The organism is Edaphobacter sp. FHG110511_03 (assembly GCF_059115365.1).
Genome location: NZ_JBZYWL010000003.1, coordinates 550,986 through 567,770, shown reverse-complemented (window position 1 = coordinate 567,770; position 16,785 = coordinate 550,986). Strand labels below are relative to the sequence as shown.

General features: G+C 56.8%; 11 protein-coding genes. 5 read left to right on the top strand and 6 right to left on the bottom strand.

Features of this window, described 5'->3' with window-relative positions; all coding sequences use genetic code 11:
* Window positions 1–211: 211 nt before the first annotated feature.
* Window positions 212–1,036 (bottom strand): hypothetical protein, encoded by an 825-nt coding sequence (locus AC5S26_RS15765; protein ID WP_494185860.1) that lies wholly within the window; start codon window positions 1,034–1,036, stop codon window positions 212–214.
* 132 nt (window positions 1,037–1,168) lie between these two features.
* Between AC5S26_RS15765 and AC5S26_RS15760 the strand changes: the two genes are divergently transcribed.
* Both AC5S26_RS15760 and AC5S26_RS15755 read left to right on the top strand, forming a co-directional pair.
* Window positions 1,169–2,236, top strand: coding sequence for an NAD(P)/FAD-dependent oxidoreductase (locus tag AC5S26_RS15760; RefSeq protein ID WP_494185859.1), 1,068 nt, complete (start codon window positions 1,169–1,171; stop codon window positions 2,234–2,236).
* 107 nt (window positions 2,237–2,343) lie between these two features.
* Complete coding sequence (locus AC5S26_RS15755) at window positions 2,344–3,477, top strand: citrate synthase (protein ID WP_494185858.1); 1,134 nt, start codon at window positions 2,344–2,346, stop codon at window positions 3,475–3,477.
* Window positions 3,478–3,543: 66 nt separating this feature from the next.
* Here the strand turns inward: AC5S26_RS15755 and AC5S26_RS15750 are convergent, their stop codons facing one another.
* Entirely contained in the window at window positions 3,544–4,149 is a 606-nt protein-coding gene (locus tag AC5S26_RS15750) for a DinB family protein (RefSeq protein WP_494185857.1), read from the bottom strand.
* Between the two features lie 133 nt (window positions 4,150–4,282).
* Between AC5S26_RS15750 and AC5S26_RS15745 the strand changes: the two genes are divergently transcribed.
* Window positions 4,283–5,467 carry a cysteine desulfurase family protein gene (locus tag AC5S26_RS15745; protein ID WP_494185856.1) on the top strand — a complete coding sequence of 395 codons (1,185 nt, stop codon included), beginning with the start codon at window positions 4,283–4,285 and terminating at the stop codon, window positions 5,465–5,467.
* A 132-nt stretch (window positions 5,468–5,599) separates the two neighbouring features.
* Here the strand turns inward: AC5S26_RS15745 and AC5S26_RS15740 are convergent, their stop codons facing one another.
* A complete protein-coding gene (locus AC5S26_RS15740; RefSeq protein ID WP_494185855.1) occupies window positions 5,600–7,468 on the bottom strand; it encodes an APC family permease in 1,869 nt (622 codons plus the stop codon).
* 75 nt (window positions 7,469–7,543) lie between these two features.
* Here AC5S26_RS15740 and AC5S26_RS15735 point away from each other — a divergent pair, with 75 nt between their 5' ends.
* Window positions 7,544–8,110: a glutathione peroxidase gene (locus tag AC5S26_RS15735; RefSeq protein ID WP_494185854.1), complete on the top strand. Its 567-nt coding sequence runs from the start codon at window positions 7,544–7,546 to the stop codon at window positions 8,108–8,110.
* A gap of 87 nt (window positions 8,111–8,197) precedes the next feature.
* On the top strand, window positions 8,198–10,090 hold the full coding sequence (locus AC5S26_RS15730; RefSeq protein WP_494185853.1) for a M61 family metallopeptidase: 1,893 nt from the start codon (window positions 8,198–8,200) through the stop codon (window positions 10,088–10,090).
* 73 nt (window positions 10,091–10,163) lie between these two features.
* On the opposite strand, the gene AC5S26_RS15725 is transcribed toward AC5S26_RS15730, so the two are convergent.
* The 3 genes from AC5S26_RS15725 to AC5S26_RS15715 form a co-directional block, all read right to left on the bottom strand.
* On the bottom strand, window positions 10,164–12,167 hold the full coding sequence (locus tag AC5S26_RS15725; protein ID WP_494185852.1) for an alpha-amylase family protein: 2,004 nt from the start codon (window positions 12,165–12,167) through the stop codon (window positions 10,164–10,166).
* A gap of 261 nt (window positions 12,168–12,428) precedes the next feature.
* Window positions 12,429–15,392 carry a TonB-dependent receptor gene (locus AC5S26_RS15720; RefSeq protein ID WP_494185851.1) on the bottom strand — a complete coding sequence of 988 codons (2,964 nt, stop codon included), beginning with the start codon at window positions 15,390–15,392 and terminating at the stop codon, window positions 12,429–12,431.
* Window positions 15,393–15,436: 44 nt separating this feature from the next.
* Window positions 15,437–16,633 (bottom strand): DUF5666 domain-containing protein, encoded by a 1,197-nt coding sequence (locus AC5S26_RS15715; RefSeq protein ID WP_494185850.1) that lies wholly within the window; start codon window positions 16,631–16,633, stop codon window positions 15,437–15,439.
* Window positions 16,634–16,785: the final 152 nt, after the last annotated feature.

Here is a 16,785-nt window from a genome sequence, read left to right as displayed (position 1 = left end):
TACCTTCGTTAGCTGCAATGAAGTGTATTGCAGAGTCAATGTCTAATCACTAGGGAGAATAGGCAAATGGCAACGAAGAAGGCAGCCAAAAAAGCACCGGTCAAGAAGGCAACCAAGAAGGCCGCAAAGAAGAAGTAAAACAACAACAGGCAAAGCAAACGGGGGACGCTAATCGCGTCCCCCGTTTTCGTGTCTGCAAAAACTAACTCCGCTATGGCGTAGCGGTTTTACCACCCTTCGGGGTCGAAAGATATCCGGAGACCTTGTTCTTCTCAATCGAGTTCACCACCAGCTCATAGAGCACAGGGTCTTTCCCGGTATAGAACTGAACCGGCTCGTCGAGACTCTTGTCCTTCTTTTCGATATTGCGGTCGTCGGCGCTTACGTTGAGGGTATAGCGGGAGTGCTTTTGATCGGCTTTCTTCAACTGCAACTTGATGGTTGAAAGCAGCGTCGGCTGCTGTCCCTTCTGCAGGGTGAACTCGTAATAATTTCGATCGCCCTTATGCTTCAGGATCTCGAGCTCATCGTGGTTCTTCGCGATGAGGCCGCTCATAACGCCTGCATCTCCCACCACGCGGGTGAGCTGTGTCTTGGTGGCTTCAAGATCTGTTCTGGTTGCAGCGACATCAGTCTTGACCCCACCGACGTCCGTCTTCACGCTGGAAACCTCACTGGAGACAGCGCCGATCTGCTTCTGGGTCGCTGCCTGCGCCTGCTCCAACTTCTCGTCGGCGATCTTCTGCTGGGCAAGGATGCTCTGCGCCCTCAATTCGATCTTCTTCTGGGTCATGCCGACGCTCTGACCCAACGTCTCACTGGTTGCACGCAGGCGCGCATTCGTCGCCTCAAGCTTCTGGCCCAGATCGACATTCTTCTGATCTGCTACGGCAAGCTTGCGCTCGGCGATTCCCAGATTCTTCTGCAGGTTATAGCACCAGATCAATCCGCCCAGGGCTGCTAGCAATGAGATCGCCACAACTGCAAGCAGCGCTCCAGAGACCGACCTCTCTTCTACGTACTCTGTATCCGCCATCGCACTCTCCTTCCGACCCAGCGAAGTCATTCGCTTCCCCCATTTTCGTTTTCCTCGCCGGCAAAACGACGACGTGTGGGTACAAACAGACTATATATCTGTTCCGCTCGTCGAAGACCATAAACTGTACCTATGGTTTCTTCTGACATCTGCGTCGTTGGAGCAGGCATCATCGGACTCTCCCTCGCGCTTGAGCTTCACAGCCGTGGAGCGCGCGTTACCGTTCTCGAACAGGGAGAACCTCTCACGGAGGCATCGACCGCCGCCGCTGGAATGCTGGCCGTGAGCGATCCGGACAATCCATTGGAACTGCGGCCTCTTTCCGAGTTAAGCGGCGCACTCTATCCCAGATTTCTCGATCGGCTCTTTAACCTCTCAGGAATCGCCGTCCAGTTTCAAACAAGCACGACCCTGCAGGAGATTCATCCACCTCAGATTGAGACGTCCGGAGACCTTACTCTCCTGGGTGCTGAAACTCTTTCTCTCCTGCTTCCGCAGCTCACAGTCAAGTCTCGCCGCTTTGCCTTGCTCAGCGAGCAAAGCCTGAATCCCCGTGAGCTGGCACAGGCTCTGCTCGCTGCGGTTCGTGCAGCAGGAATCGATCTTCGCAGCCATACCCCCGTCCACTGCCTTGATTCCGGTGCGGGAGGCATCGCGGTCCACACTGCCTCCGAGGTCCTGCTTCCCTCACGCGTGGTAGATTGCACCGGGGCCTGGGGACTGACTCAGCTTCCTTCTGGACATGTACATGCAATTCCCAGAAAGGGACAGATGCTCTCCGTCGAGCTTCCCCGCTCCCTGCCCCTGCATCTCGTCGTTCGCACCCCTGACATCTATATAGTTCCCCGAATCACGGGCCCCTCTGCCGGATGCGCCGTAATAGGCGCAACGGTCGAAGACGCGGGGTTCGACAAAACAGTGCATCCAGGCGAGATCGCCCGCCTTCGTGCCCGTGCAGCGGAGCTGTTACCAGAGTTTGCCGATGCGGTCGAGGTGGAGACCTGGGCGGGGCTGCGCCCGGGAACAAGTGACGGGCTGCCGCTCCTTGGCGAGGTGGGGGAGAAGCATTTTCTTGCGACGGGACACTATCGCAACGGCATTCTCCTGGCTCCAGTTACGGCTCTAGTGATGGCTCAAATTCTCTCGGGCGAGAAAGCTGCGGTGGATTTGAACCCCTTTTCTCCCTTACGTCAGGGCTAGCTCCAGGATCGCACAGCGGTTACGATATTCGCCCACTCCCGTGACAATCGTTTCTCCGCTGCGCTATAACCAGATGTAATTAGTTTCGTGGGGGGAGAAGTTTCATTATGTCCACTGTCGCTGCACCGAAGGGCCTGGAAGGCATTGTAGCCACCAACTCATCCATCTGCTGGATCGATGGAGACACTGGAGTGCTCTCGTACCGTGGCATCGATATTCACGAACTTGCCCAGCGCTCGGCCTTTGAAGAGACAACCTATCTGCTCTGGTTCGGACGACTTCCCAACGCCGCTGAGCTTGCGGAGTTTTCAAAGAAGCTGAGCGAAGCTCGCAAGGTCGATTCCAAAATCATCGACCTGCTTCGCAGCGTTCCGCCTACCGCTACCCCCATGCAGGTGCTGCGCACCGCTGTCTCGCTTCTGAGCCTCTACGACGCCGACGAAGCGGATAACTCGCACGATGCGAATGTGCGGAAGTCCTACCGGCTGACCTCGCAGATCGCGATGATCGTCGCGCTGTTCGACCGAATCCGCAAGGGTAAGGATATCGTCGAGGCGGATCCCTCGCTGTCGCACGCAGCCAATTTCCTCTGGATGTTGAACGGAGAAAAGCCTTCGGAGACAGCAACGCGAACCTTCGATATCGCATTGATCCTTCATGCGGATCACGAACTGAATGCCAGCACCTTTGCGGCGCGCGTGATTGCAGCGACGCTCGCAGACATTCATTCGGCTATTACCGGGGCGATCGGCGCTCTTAAGGGACCACTCCACGGCGGAGCCAACGAGGCGACTATGCGCCTGCTCTATGCCATCGACAAGGAGGGAGCGGACCCAGTCGAGTATGTGCGCCAGATGTTCGTCGACAAGAAGAAGATTTCCGGTTTCGGTCACAGGGTTTATCACACCGAGGATCCTCGTGCGACGCATCTCCGCCGCATGTCGGAAGAGCTCAGCAAAACTTCCGGAAACATGAAGTGGTTCGAGATGTCGCGCAAGATCGAGCAGTTTGTGAAGCAGGAAAAAAAGCTCAATGCCAACGTCGACTTCTACTCGGCATCGACCTATACCCTGCTGGGCATTGATATCGACCTATTTACACCGATCTTTGCCGTCAGCCGTATCGCCGGCTGGGCCGCTCATGTGATCGAGCAGCACGATGACAACCGCCTGATCCGGCCTCGCGCGGAGTACGTCGGGCCGGCGTATCCTGCCGCCTACACTCCCATCGGCAGCCGCTGAGAGCAGCGTAGCCAGAAAGAAGCGCGCTCATTATGAGCGCGCTTCTTTTCTGTCCCTTCGTCGCGATTACTTTTTCTCACTGGCCGGTGGAATGACTCCATTCATCCTCAGATACTCTGCCAGTTGGCCGTAGTGATCGAAGCCATGGGCGATCACGCCAGCGGCGAGGCTTGCCCGGGTCTGGGTTCCGCGAACGCTTTCAAAGGCATTCTGGCTCGTTAGGGTGCCGATTGCCTGGTGCACGAAGACAAAGGACTTCTCCAGCGCGGCGACGATCGCTTCTTTGTCCTTAAGTGCTCCGATCGCCTTTACGTCGACATCGGGCTTCGCTCCGCCTACCATGCCGCCGTAAAAATAGTTCGCCTGTGCGACATGCGCCACCATCTGACCGAAGGTCCTGACCCCCTGGTTATTTGGCGATAGATAATCTGTTTTCTGCGTGGGTACGAAGATCGCAGCGCTCGGCGCGAAGCTGTACTTCTCCGCGGGCATGGCCTTCGCCAGTCCCATAAACTGTCCTTCGAAGGCGCTCAGTGCCGTATCGAACGACTTTGCCGGTTCGATCATCGTTCCGGCCTCGACTTTTGGAGCTGCCGCACCGGACTGTTGCGCCTTCGCTCCCGTGACACAACAGGCTGCCAGTACCCATACCATCATGATTCGTTTGTGCATTTTCTTCTCTCCCTTTGCTCGACACACGGTCCAGGCCGCAGATGTCGCGCTCAGGCTATCAGAACCCTTTGCAGGCAGACACAACGCTCATCCCAAATAAAGGCCTTTCTCGGATTAGAAGTAAAATAACTCTATGCAGCGAATCTACATGGACGCGAACGCGACCACGCCTCTGCTTCCGGAGGTCTTTGAGGCGATGCGGCCCTTCTACCTCGAGCATTACGGGAACGCCAGCTCGATTCACCAGCAGGGTCAGCAGGCCCGCTCGGCTGTCGACCGCGCCCGCGAAGCTGTCGCCGGATTGCTGCACTGCCGTCCAGCCGAGATCGTCTTCACCTCCGGAGGGACCGAAAGCGACAATCTCGCTCTCTTTGGCGTCCTGTCTCCAGGCGATCACCTCATCACGACTGCGATCGAGCATCATGCCGTGCTGCATGCTGCCCAGTCTCTCGAATCCCGCGGGGTCGAGGTGACCTTCCTCCCGGTTACACCGCAGGGAATCGTCGAGCCGGCTGCCCTGCTTGGGGCACTCAAGCCGAATACCCGTCTGGTCAGCATCATGTACGCCAATAATGAGACCGGGGTCATCCAGCCCATCGATGCTCTCGCGGGAATCGCTCGTGCCGGCGGAGCTCTCTTCCATACAGACGCGGTTCAGGCTGGCGGCAAACTTCCGCTCGATGTCAGCCCACACGGCTTTCTGAAGAACGTGGATCTGCTGACGCTCTCAGGACACAAGATCTATGCCCCCAAGGGAATCGGCGTGCTCTACGTTCGGCGCAGCGTTCAGCTGTCGCCCATGTTCCATGGTGGATCGCACGAACGACAGCGTCGCGCGGGGACAGAAAATGTTCCGAGTATCGTTGGTCTTGGCAAGGCAGCGGAGATCTCCGCCGAGTGGCTGAAGAACGACGGCCACACCAAGCTTGCGGCTCTTCGTGACCGGCTGGAGCAGGGCATCCTTTCGCAGATTGAAGAAACCGGGGTGAGTGGCGCTGGCGTACCGCGCGTCGCCAACACGACCAACATCTACTTTGACCATGTTGAAGCGGAAGCCCTGCTGATCGCGCTTGACCTAAAGGGTCTCTCGGTTAGCGGTGGCAGTGCCTGCCAGTCCGGTGCAAGCGAGCCTTCACACGTCCTGACAGCCATGGGACTCTCGGCGGCCCGTGCACGAGCGAGTATCCGCTTCTCGCTTTCAAAGCTCACTACGGAGGCGGAGGTCGAAGAAGCGCTCCGTTTAATACCGGAGGCTGTAGCCCATCTGCGAGAACTATCCCCCTCGTACAAGAAAGCTCCGATCACAACGACGGCATAGTAATCTTCCGTCGTTCTCCAACCTTCCTTTGTAGCTTGCGCAAACTTCGATGGGGGCCTTCCCTTGCGCATAACGCAAGGTCCAGAATCCCTACAGCTCAGTACGACGGAATAGAGTCCTTCGAAAACTGACTTAGAGATACCAGGGAATATTCACTACGATGATCCGCTGGTTTCCTTTCAAAAGCAGGAGCAGCTTCAGCAGCTGCACGCGCTGATTATGCAGAGCATTCTCCCACCAGTGCCGCACAACCAGTTCGGGCAGGAGCACCGCGACTTTCCTACCCGGATTGTTGTGTTCCAGCTCAAGGATATAGTCCATCAGAGGATTGATGATGAACCGATAGCTTGAGGGAATGGTGACTAGTTCCGGCACGCGAAGACCTTGTTTCTGAATGGGGGCGATAATTTTCTCATCCCATTCTTCCTCTAGGCCCATGGGCTCATCGTCTGAGTGAACATGGACGACCTTCAGGTCTTTGGACATCAGCATCCCGAAGCGCAACGCCTTTTCAGCGATGCGGTCCCAGCGAGCCATGGGGATGACCACAACCGGCTCCTGCAGGTTGGTGAGATTCAGCGGCGTCATGTCCTTCATCTCGCGTCTGACACGAGTGTAGTGTCGCTTTACCACCAACATAATACCGATCAGGAAGGGCACCAGAAGCGCAGTCACCCAGGCTCCAGCCGCGAACTTCGCCACCAGCACAACGAGGAGAGTGATGCCCGTCGCAACCGCACCGAAGGCATTGACGAACATGTGCCAAAGCCGTCCCGGGTGCTTCTCCGTCTTCAGCCAGTGCACCACCATTCCCGCCTGCGAGAGCGTGAATGCCAGAAATGCCCCAATCGCGTAGAGCGGAATCAGACGATCGGTGACACCTCCGAAGAGGATAAGGATGACGGCGGTAAAACCTGTCAACGCATAAATGCCATGCGAGTACAAAAGCCGCCTGCCGCGAAGGGTGAACACGTGCGGCAGGTAGTCGTGCATGGAGATGGCCCGTGCCAGGCGTGGAAAGTCCGCGAAGGCAGTGTTTGCGCTCAAGGACAATGCCAGGAGCACGCTTCCCATGGTCACAAAATAAAACCATCCGCGACCAAAGACTGCTGTCGTCAAAATGCTAAGCACGCTTTGATAGTTATGGGCGTCGGGTTCCATCGCCGTGACGCCATATGCCTTTGACAGCCAGGTGATTCCGAAGAGAAGAACGATCAGGGTTACAACAATAATCGAGAGTGTCCTCTGAGCCTTCTTAGCTCGCGGCTCTTCGAATGCCATCACCCCATTCGATACAGCCTCGACTCCGGTCATCGCCGCGCACCCGCTGGCGAAGGTCTTCATCAGCAGCCACAGGCTCAGATACTTTATCGTTGCCGCCGCTGGGGGAGGCGGCATCACTCGAGGCACCGGATGTCCGCCGCTCAGATAGAAATCAAACGCACCCACGACGATTACGGCCAGCAACGAGCCTACAAACAGGAACGTCGGAATGATGAAGGCCGCACCGGTATCTTTCACCCCGCGCAGGTTCACGACCGCCAGAAGCACAAGGATAACCAGGCAGATGGACAGCCGGTGATAATGGAGTTGAGGCACCGCCGAAGTAAGCGCAGTGACACCAGCGGAGATACCCACGGCCGCTGTCAGGATGTAGTCTATCATCAGGGCCGCGGCGGCAAGCAGGCCCGCACCTTCGCCCAGATTTTCGCTCGCAACCGTATAGGAGCCACCGCCTCCCGGATAGGCCGCGATCGTCTGGCGATAGCTGAAAAATACGATCACCAGCAAGATTAAAATCGCGGTGATTACCGGGATCATGTGGTCGAGCCCCACGATTCCCATTGGAATCAGGAGCGTCATGGCTGCTTCGGGACCATACGCCGCGCTTGTCAGAGCGTCGAGCCCGAAGATGGGTATTCCCGCAGCAACTCCGATATGCTCGGCGCGCTCGTCACTGGACGCCAGAGGCCGCCCAAAAAGTACATCGGTAAAAGACATGGCCGTATTCGATAGTAACTTGCTTCGTCAGTAGTCCGATCAACTTTGTTTGTTCGGAGCTACACTGGAGCCATCATGGCAAACCTCTATGACATCCCTGTCCAGCGCATCACCGGTGAAGCCGTAACGCTCTCAGACTACCGTGGCAAGGCCCTGCTCATCGTAAATGTCGCATCACAATGCGGGTTGACCCCTCAATATGAGGCTCTCGAGAAGCTTTATTCGCAGTTCCAGGACACCGGCCTGGTGGTGTGCGGCTTTCCCGCCAACGACTTCGGTGCCCAGGAACCCGGAACCGACGAAGAGATCGCCTCCTTCTGCCGAACGAATTATTCGGTGGAATTTCCCCTGTTCGCAAAGATCGCGGTCACCGGCCCGGGTACCCATCCTCTCTATCAAACTCTTGTTGATCAGCAGCCGCACGCCATTGGAGAGACTCGCCCCGGCTTCCGCGAACAACTCAATGGCTTCCTGCGCGACAAACACGACGGCGCAACAACCAATCCTGAACCGGGAATCCTTTGGAACTTCGAGAAATTTCTTATCGATCGCGAGGGGAATGTGGTCGCACGGTTTTCACCCGAAATTACGCCGGACGACCCCAGGATCGTTACCGCCGTTGAATCCACGCTTTCCGCGTAAATTTCGCCTCCCTGCGTCTCAGATGCGGGCTTATCCGTCCTTTGTTTAATACCCCAAATACTCCGTCTCGAAGGATTAAGCCCGCTCATGCTCATCCGCTCTGACGTTCTTCCCCTCGCCTTGCTAGCAGCAACATCTGCCTTCGCCCAGAAGGCTCCAATTCAAATCACCGCCGATCTGTCAGACGCGCCGCGCAAGATCTATCACGCTGAGGTCGATATTCCGGTCAGCGCAGGAACCGTCTCTCTGACGACGCCGGAGTGGATTCCCGGAAACCACCGCCCTACCGGGCCGGTGAGTGACATCACTGGCGTTGTTTTCACAGCGAATGGCAAGCCTCTTTCCTGGAGGCGGGATGATCAGGACCTCTACCAGTTTCATGTCACGATCCCTGCAGGCGTCACGACCCTTCACGCTCATCTCGATTGCATCGTCACCGCTCGTATTAGCCAGAAGCTTGCGGTGTTGGAATGGGAGAAACTCCTCCTTTATCCGGCCAACATTCCGGTAAAAGAGATCGCCATTCAACCATCCGTCACCGTCCCGAAGGGCTGGGGAATTGGCACAGCGCTTACTCCGACGGACGGATACGATCCTCAGCATCCCGCTGGCGGTACGAACCACTATGCCGCCACAACTGTAGAGCAGCTCGAAGATTCTCCTGTTATAACCGGCGAATATTTCCATGAGTTTGCCCTTGCCCCTGAAGTCACGCCGAAGCACTACATCGATGTCGTCTCAGACCAACCCGGAGACTCTAATCTGCGCCCTGCTCTGCTTGCGGAGTTGAACAACCTTGTTCGCGAGACCGGTGCCGCCTACGACTCACGACACTACAACGTCTACCATTTCCTGCTGACGCTCTCTGACGTGGCCGGCGGTGAGGGACTTGAACACGGTCAGTCCTCCGACAATGGCGTAGGCGAAAAAGGCTTTTCCGACGACGCCCATCAGCTCGCAGAAGCAGATCTGCTAGCGCACGAGTTTACGCACTCCTGGAATGGCAAATATCGCCGGCCTTATAACCTCTATCAGAACGATTTTGCCAAGATGCAGCAGGGCTCTCTCCTATGGGTCTACGAGGGGATGACACAGTATATGGGCAACGTGCTGGCCGCACGTTCCGGGCTCAAGTCACAAGCGGAGTACCGCGATCTGCTGGCTATGTCCGCAGCGAACCTCGACTACAAGCCGGGCCGCCAGTGGCGCTCGACCGAAGACACCGCAATCGCTGCCAGCATCCTTCGCGGGGGCAACGCTGCCTTGTCGAACTGGCGACGCGGTCAGGACTACTACCAGGAAGGTGAGCTGTTCTGGCTCGATGCCGATACCCTCATCCGCAAACAGACCAATAACAAGAAGTCCCTCACCGACTTCCTGCACATCTTCCTCGCCAAAGGCGGCAACACGGGTCCTCTCATCGTTCCCTATAACCGTGACGAGCTGGTCGCCGACCTCAACCAGGTCGTCAAATACGATTGGGCGGCATTCATCCATGAGCGCATCGACAACGTCAATCCGCACGCTGACCTCGACGGGATTGAGCGCGGCGGCTACAAGCTAGTCTTCACCGACAAGCCCAGCCCTTCCGAGCACACGATGGTGTCTGCAGGAGGCCGTCGCGCAAGCGGAATCAACGTCTGGTACTCCCTGGGATTGCGTCTCACCGGCGAAGGCGTCATTTCAGACGTCCGCTGGGGAGGGCCTGCCGACAAGGCAAACCTCGCTCCTGGCCAGAAGATCCTTGCCGTTAATGGCAATATCTTCTCCGCCGATGCCTTGAAGACTGCGATCCAGGAGGCGAAAGGCAAAACCGAACCAATTCATTTCATCCTGCAGGCTGACACCTTTGTCTCAACGGCGGCTATCGATTACCACGAAGGGGAGCGGTACCCGTCGCTGCAGCGAAGCAATGGAACACCAGCCTACCTCGATGACATTACTACTCCACTTACAAAGCCGGAGAAGGCTGCCAAATAGAAAAGCGATGCCTAAGGAAAGCGCCTTTTTACGAGGCGCTTTTCTTTCTTTCGTCCTATCGCGCGTGGGAGCTTTAGTGGCTGGGCTGAAGCTCCAGAGTCAGAACTTCGAAGGGCTTCAACTCGAAGCGATGCGACACGCCTGCCTGAAGGGAAATTACAGGCTTGCCTGCATCTTCTTTCCAGGGACTTCGAGCGAAGAAATGCCGAGCCGCTCCACCAGGAAGCTCAAGAACAGCGGCCATATCCAGCGATATCTGCTGCTCTTTTTCTGAAGGGTTGCGCAACACCAGGATTCCCTTTCCCTTCGACCACGAAGCCCAGCCGTACACCTGCAGCCATTCAGGATTGCCACCCACCCAATGCGTGTCCTTCAGGATGTTCGCATTGTTTCGCGACCAACGCGCTGCCTCAGCCAGCATGTCCCAATTTTTCGCGGAAAGAAGATCCGGGGTCAGGTACATCTCCTGCAATTGGGTTCCACTGCCGAAGTAGGAGCGCACTTCATTCGCGAAGTCGTTGCCTGGATCGTCATTGAGCCGCTTGTCATCACGCGCATAAATGATCCCATGCAGCATAAGCGAGCTTAGAGGAAACAGAGGCCCTTCTGCTACGATCCGATCGTAGGTCTGGGCATCTCGATACGTGATCCAGCGCTCTCGTTTCGTTCCCACTCCAGCTAGATCGTCATCCTCGCCGCCACGCCAGATGGAATCTGCATAACGCAGCCAGAAGGGCGATGCCGTGGTCCCCGTCGTCAGATTGATATAAAGATCCGGCTTTGCCTCGCGCAACTCACCGATCAAGTGGATCATCGCGTCGAAGTCGCTATCGAAGTGGCTTCCAGGAACTACATGGTTGACGTTGCCTGTGCCATCAAACTTGAACTGATTGATTCCCTGTTCCCGAATCATCTTCAAACAGACTTCGCGGAACCGCTCATAGTATTTCGGCCCTGACAGAGCGAAACCTCCTCCGACGATCTCGAATCCCTGCGCTTCACCGAACTTCACACGCTCCTGCTTCGGCTTGGAATAGCCTCCCCACGGTGACATCCACACGCCCGGCGCAAACCCATATTCCTGTGCGGCTTTGCGCACCGGCACAAAGCCGTCGGGAAAGCCTTTATTGAAGCTCCACAACGAGGCATGATCATCCCAGCCGTCGTCGAAGAGAAACGAGTCCATGGTTACTCCACGCTTTTCGTGCAGTTCCTGGCCGAAGGTCCGCACGCGATCGATCGCCAGCGCCTGATCGTACGGCGTGAAATACCCCATGTCGTACCACGAGTTGTAGTGAAGAAAAGTTCGGTATGGGTGCGCGCGTTCCCGCTCGAGATAGGTCAGGAAGTCGCGCCGCAGCTGACCGCCGGATACCACTCCGACAACGGATGAATAGAGAATCGACTGGCCTTTCACGAGCGGAAGTGTGCGTTCCAGCTCTGCTGTCCCTTCGCCGCGCACAACCCGGCTCACGGAAAGCGGGTGTTCGAAGCCAAGAAAAAAATCATCTGAAGCAATCGGTGAACCAGCGACAGTTCCCACCACGCGCAGGTTGTGAAGCACCACCTCTGAGGGCTTGATATCGATCAGGCGAAGAAGGCTTATAGCGAGGTCATGCCCTGGAGCCTCCAGCGTAAAGATCTGGCGTATGTAGCTCGAGCCATCGCGCAGTTCTGCCTCCCATCGAACCCGCAGGCCACTTCGCTCATCTTCCAACAGAGCATGAACTTCCTTACCCGCAATTCGTTCGGACTCGCGAGAGGCCTCGGGGTCGGCCTTGATGTCCACGGCAACAGGGCGCTCGATTACATGCATTCGATCCCCGCGCACAATCGAGCCGTCGCCAAATAGAACGCTGAATGGCCCGTCCAGCTGTACCGTGCGATTGGAGAGCATATCTTTCACCTCAACATGCAGCCCCTGCTCACCCGCAGTGCACCTCATCCCAATTACCCGATTGTCGAGAATCAGGCTTCCGGCCGCACCTTCGATCTGAGCCTTGCCGCCATCCGGGATCTGCGCTGGCACGATTCGCGCTGCAAGCAATACGAAACAAACCGTGATCCATCTCCGCATCCATCCTCCATAAACCCAAAACCTGGCGGAAATTAGAACATATTCGATCGCTACGAACGAAGCTACGCAGGAGACATCGAACCGGTGATGAGTCAACAAACGATATTCCTGCCTCTACCTATCCAGAGGTCAGTGCAAATGATTGAGAAAAAAATCGCGCCGAGATCGGCATATCCCACTTCTGCGGACATCGGGTTGGTAGAGGCAAAAAAAAGAAGAGGCGCGCCGATTTCCTGGTCGCGCCTCTTCTTTTTTGTCAGCTTAGAAGTTGAAGGAAGCCTGCAACATGATGCGCCGCACCGCCGTCTGAGAGCTGAACGGTCCCGTCGCCAACGTCGTGAACTGGCCGAAGCGAGGAGAGCTCAAGCTGCTCGTCGGAGTACCGTACGGCACCATATTGAACAGGTTGAGAGCCTGCGCTCCAATGGTAAAAGAGTACCGCCGTCCGGAGTTGCCGCCTCCCATTCCCATCGGGCTGCCTCCGCCACCGCGGCCGCCTCCACCACCGCCTCCGCCGCGATTGCCGCCGCCTCCGCCGCGCCGATTCTGCCCTTGCTGTCCTGAACCGCTTGCAGCCGCTGCACCAGTTTTTTCGCCAAAGCCAAAGACCTTCGAGAGACGAAGATTGAATGTCGCGTTCGCTGGCCCGGTGCAGTAGTTGATCGGCACCGGCGCTAGGCTTCCAGTTTGGGTTGCACTGAAGTCTGCCGAGTTCGCGCAATTACCCTGATCGCCATTCACAAAGTACGGCCGGGCGTTATAGAGCGACGATCCAAATGGATCGAGACCGGTCGTAATGTTATAAGGCGTTCCTGCCTGTGCAATCACAAATGGGCTTGCCGTAATGCCATACCGGAACTGCATGCTTCCGCCGACAACACCAAACTGCCGCCGCGCGAAAGTGGCAGGACCATAGTCGACCCGCGTATTGGTATTGCTTGTCGGGAAGAAGGTTGCACCGGAGGTGTTCGCATCCGCAAAGCTCAGCGCATAGAAGCCGAAGAGATTCACCGCATGGACTCGCGCATTTCCATTCACCATCAACTGATTCTGACGGTAGACTGCGCCGGATTGAAATTGATAGTCATAGGGAGATCCAGCGGTGCTCGCATCGAAAAAGTTCCGGCTCAGATATTCATGAACACCGCGCGCATTCAGATAGTTGAGCGAGATTGTTCCAACTCGGCCAAGCTGTTGGTCGACTCCTAATGCGGCCTGCAGCGTATAAGAGCTTCGAATACCGTTGCCCAGAGAATAGATCGTCGCGCGGCTCGTTGTCGAAGATCCGCAACCGTTCGTGTTATTTGGACCGCACGAACTTCCGGGGTTGATGAAGGTCGACCGCACTTGGGCATTGCCGTCCAATTGCAACGTACTTACATAATTATCGATCGTAAACCGGTCATAAAAGATTCCATATCCTCCGCGCACGACTGTGATCGGAGACTTGCCTTGGCCTCGCGGAATTCCCCAGGCAAACGACGCGCGCGGAGCGATATCGTGGGCACTATTAATCACGTTCTGCGCCTCATAGCGAAGGCCGAAGCTGATCGTCAGGTTCTGCCGTGCCTTCCAGTCGTCCTCCGCATACAGGCCCACATCCGTTAGACGCGCGTGGACCGTAGGCTCGTTGATCTGAGCTTTTGCATACTGGCCTGGTATTCCGCACTGATACGACGAGATGCTGGCGTTCGCCTGATCGCAGGGTGTAGTAACGTTCTGCGCGCAGTTGCTCGGTTTCTTGATGCTCGGGTTCGGATCCGTACACGGATCCAGAAGATAGGAATACGTGAAGGTGCCGTTCTCCCCCTGCCTCGAGGTTACTGATTCGCCCGTCGTGCGAAGCCTTCCACCCAGCCGCAGAAAATGCTTCTCGAGAGCGACTGAGGTGTAATTCTGCACCTCGATGTGGTTTGCGGTGCTGCGCTGCGTTCCCTGGCTGGATCCACCTGCAGTAAAGATGCCTTGTACGGAAAGTGCGGGATCAGTGCTCAGCGGATCCTGGGTTGAATACTCTCTCTGGTACTCAAACCGGGTCTCGTTGATGACATGCGAGCTCACAATCTGCGTATCGCTGATCTGCACCGTGTGCTCGGTCGCCTCGGTGTTGTATCCGGAGCTCTGCAGATTCGTATTTCCAATGCCAGCATTCTTTATCCCGTTCACGTAGTACTGATAGCGAACGGTAAGTGTGTTCTTGTCACCGAGAGCAAAATCAACCCGGGGAGAGATATCGCTGCGTGTCTGCGGATGAGGCACTGCGCGAATCGATTCCGGGACCGAGGGGAAGTAGGAGCAGCTACGATCCCCAGGAGAACACGGCGTGGTAGCGTCCGCCGAGCTGGCATAATAGCCGCCCGGATTCACAATCGAGTTGTCCTGGATATCACGATGCGATCCGCCCACCGTGAAGGACGAAAAGTGATTGATCGGGCCGTTGATGCTGCCGATCATAAAGACGGTGTGGTAGTCCGGCTGGTCGTTGCTTTGGCCGAGAAAAGGATTGGACGTATTGAATGCCTTGTCCCCTCCCTGAATGCTGTAGTTTCCGTGATACTTGTCGGTGCCTGGCTTGGTGAAGACCTCTACGCGTCCATATCCAAGCTTGTCATACTGAGCCGAAAACGGATTCTGATTGATGCGGATTTCGCGGATCGATGATTTAGGAGGAAGTTGGCCACCCGTGAATCCATCAACGTAAATCTGACCTCCGCTTGGTCCCGCGGCCGGGCCTGCGAGAGCCGAAAGCTCCGAAGAAAGTTCATCCGGATCGTCCGAGAGCGCGTCCAGATCCTTGCCCTTGATTACCGTGGAGCTGGCGTTGCTGTCGGCATCCACGCTTACCTGCTGGCTCTGCGCCGTGACCTGAACCTCCTGCGACTCCACCTGCAGGGACATCTTGATATCGAGCGCGAGCGACTGGCCTGCCGCGGCACGGACGCCCTGCCGCACGAACGTGGCAAAACCGTTCATCGTCACGGTCACCACATAGGTACCCGGAGCAATGCCGGAGGCGGTATACGCTCCATCGCTTCCTGAGTGAATTACGATTGCCTTGCCCTTTGCAGGAGTCAGGGTTACGACAGCCCCGGGGATCACTGCTTCATCCGGGTCGGTAACGACTCCATGCACCGAGGTGCCCGCGGGCTGCTGCGCTCTCATCTCCAGAGATGTCAAGGCAGTCAAAAAAAACAAAAAGAACTTCAGTGTCCTGGTGAATCTCATTCCTTCTCCTCAAACCAATAAACGAGAAAATCGGTAAATACGTTCTACTGCGGACCGCCACCCGCGCCGTCCGAAGCCGCGGCTCCTCCTCCGCCCATATTCCAGGGCGAAAGAGTCATTGCCGGTGTTCCGTTCGGAGTAGCCGCCAGAATCGGTTCCACTCCCGAGAGCATCGTCACCGCGGTGACTTTGTCGCTCCCCGGACTTGGCTCCGAGGCGACAATCATCACGGCGTCACCGGTCTTCAGGTCGGCAAGGGACTCCGTCGGCAGCCGCAACAGCAATTGAGAGAGATCGCCTCCCGCGGAACGTCCTGTGCCACCCATCCCACCTTCACGTCCCGGAGTCGCAGCAGCATCCGTCGCCGTTCTCTCCGCAGGAGGAGCCCCACCACCATTCGCTGCTCTGGCCCCTGAAGCACCGCCCCGTGCACGAGCGGCGAATCGTGCTGCCATCTCCGGCGGTAGCTTCCGAAGGTCGGAGTTCGAGGTTACGCTGACGGTCATCGTCTTCTTCGTGGCTAGGTCTTTCAAGGTCAGCGTTCCGCCAGCTGCATTCATATTCGCGATCGTTCCCGCCAGATTCTTGAACGATCCACTCACAATCTCCTCAGCCTGAATCGTCAAACCATCGTCGGATTTACTGCCGCGTACCCGGACCTGATCTCCTGGTCGAATCTGATCGAGCGTCCCAGGCTTCGCATCCTCGAACTTCACCGAATCTGCTCCATAGCGCCTGAACTTCGTCGCTGGAGTTGTCTCGATCTGGATCTTTCTCGCTCCAGCAGTGATGGTCAGAGAGGAGCCGTTCACCGCGCTGACCAGGCCTCCCGATCCCCGCTTCTGCCAGTCTGCCTTCTCCGATTCATTCTTTTGCGCGATATCGGTAGACTTCATCAAGATGACTCGCATAGCTGACAGCGAGCCATCGTCTGCCGCCTTGCCGGTCACTAGAACCCGGTCTCCCACTGCAATGTCCCCAAGCGTAATCTGCTGCGCCGACTTCAGGTCCGTGCTTCCAGGTGCGAGCTGTAGGATGTGCGCCCCATCGGCTACTGTAACGCTTACTTGCGCTCCGCCATCACCCGCGAGGGTAAGGGTATTTCCCGAGATCGCCTTCACGGTTCCGATCTGCCTTCCGGCCGCTGGTGCAGTTTGTGCTACAGCGGACGTGTGCTGCCCCGCTCCCGCACCTAAAATCAGGGCCGCTGCCAACGAAGCCGTGCAAACGCTCGTTCTCATGCGCATCATGTCTATCCGTCCCATGCAAATATGCAAACTGTTCTATAACCGGTCGCGCTCGCGCCCGGCCGCCCGTCTCTCCGTAAGGGTCTGTACGTGAAAGACGATGGGAAATATGAAAAGTTTCCTGAGAGTGACCAGATTCAAGGTGG

Coding starts and splice junctions, on each gene's coding strand:
- AC5S26_RS15720 (WP_494185851.1), bottom strand. CDS start 15,392: ATGAGATTCACCAGGACACTGAAGTTCTTTTTGTTTTTTTTGACTGCC.
- AC5S26_RS15745 (WP_494185856.1), top strand. CDS start 4,283: ATGCAGCGAATCTACATGGACGCGAACGCGACCACGCCTCTGCTTCCG.
- AC5S26_RS15765 (WP_494185860.1), bottom strand. CDS start 1,036: ATGGCGGATACAGAGTACGTAGAAGAGAGGTCGGTCTCTGGAGCGCTG.
- AC5S26_RS15755 (WP_494185858.1), top strand. CDS start 2,344: ATGTCCACTGTCGCTGCACCGAAGGGCCTGGAAGGCATTGTAGCCACC.
- AC5S26_RS15730 (WP_494185853.1), top strand. CDS start 8,198: ATGCTCATCCGCTCTGACGTTCTTCCCCTCGCCTTGCTAGCAGCAACA.
- AC5S26_RS15735 (WP_494185854.1), top strand. CDS start 7,544: ATGGCAAACCTCTATGACATCCCTGTCCAGCGCATCACCGGTGAAGCC.
- AC5S26_RS15760 (WP_494185859.1), top strand. CDS start 1,169: ATGGTTTCTTCTGACATCTGCGTCGTTGGAGCAGGCATCATCGGACTC.
- AC5S26_RS15750 (WP_494185857.1), bottom strand. CDS start 4,149: ATGCACAAACGAATCATGATGGTATGGGTACTGGCAGCCTGTTGTGTC.
- AC5S26_RS15715 (WP_494185850.1), bottom strand. CDS start 16,633: ATGAGAACGAGCGTTTGCACGGCTTCGTTGGCAGCGGCCCTGATTTTA.
- AC5S26_RS15740 (WP_494185855.1), bottom strand. CDS start 7,468: ATGTCTTTTACCGATGTACTTTTTGGGCGGCCTCTGGCGTCCAGTGAC.
- AC5S26_RS15725 (WP_494185852.1), bottom strand. CDS start 12,167: ATGCGGAGATGGATCACGGTTTGTTTCGTATTGCTTGCAGCGCGAATC.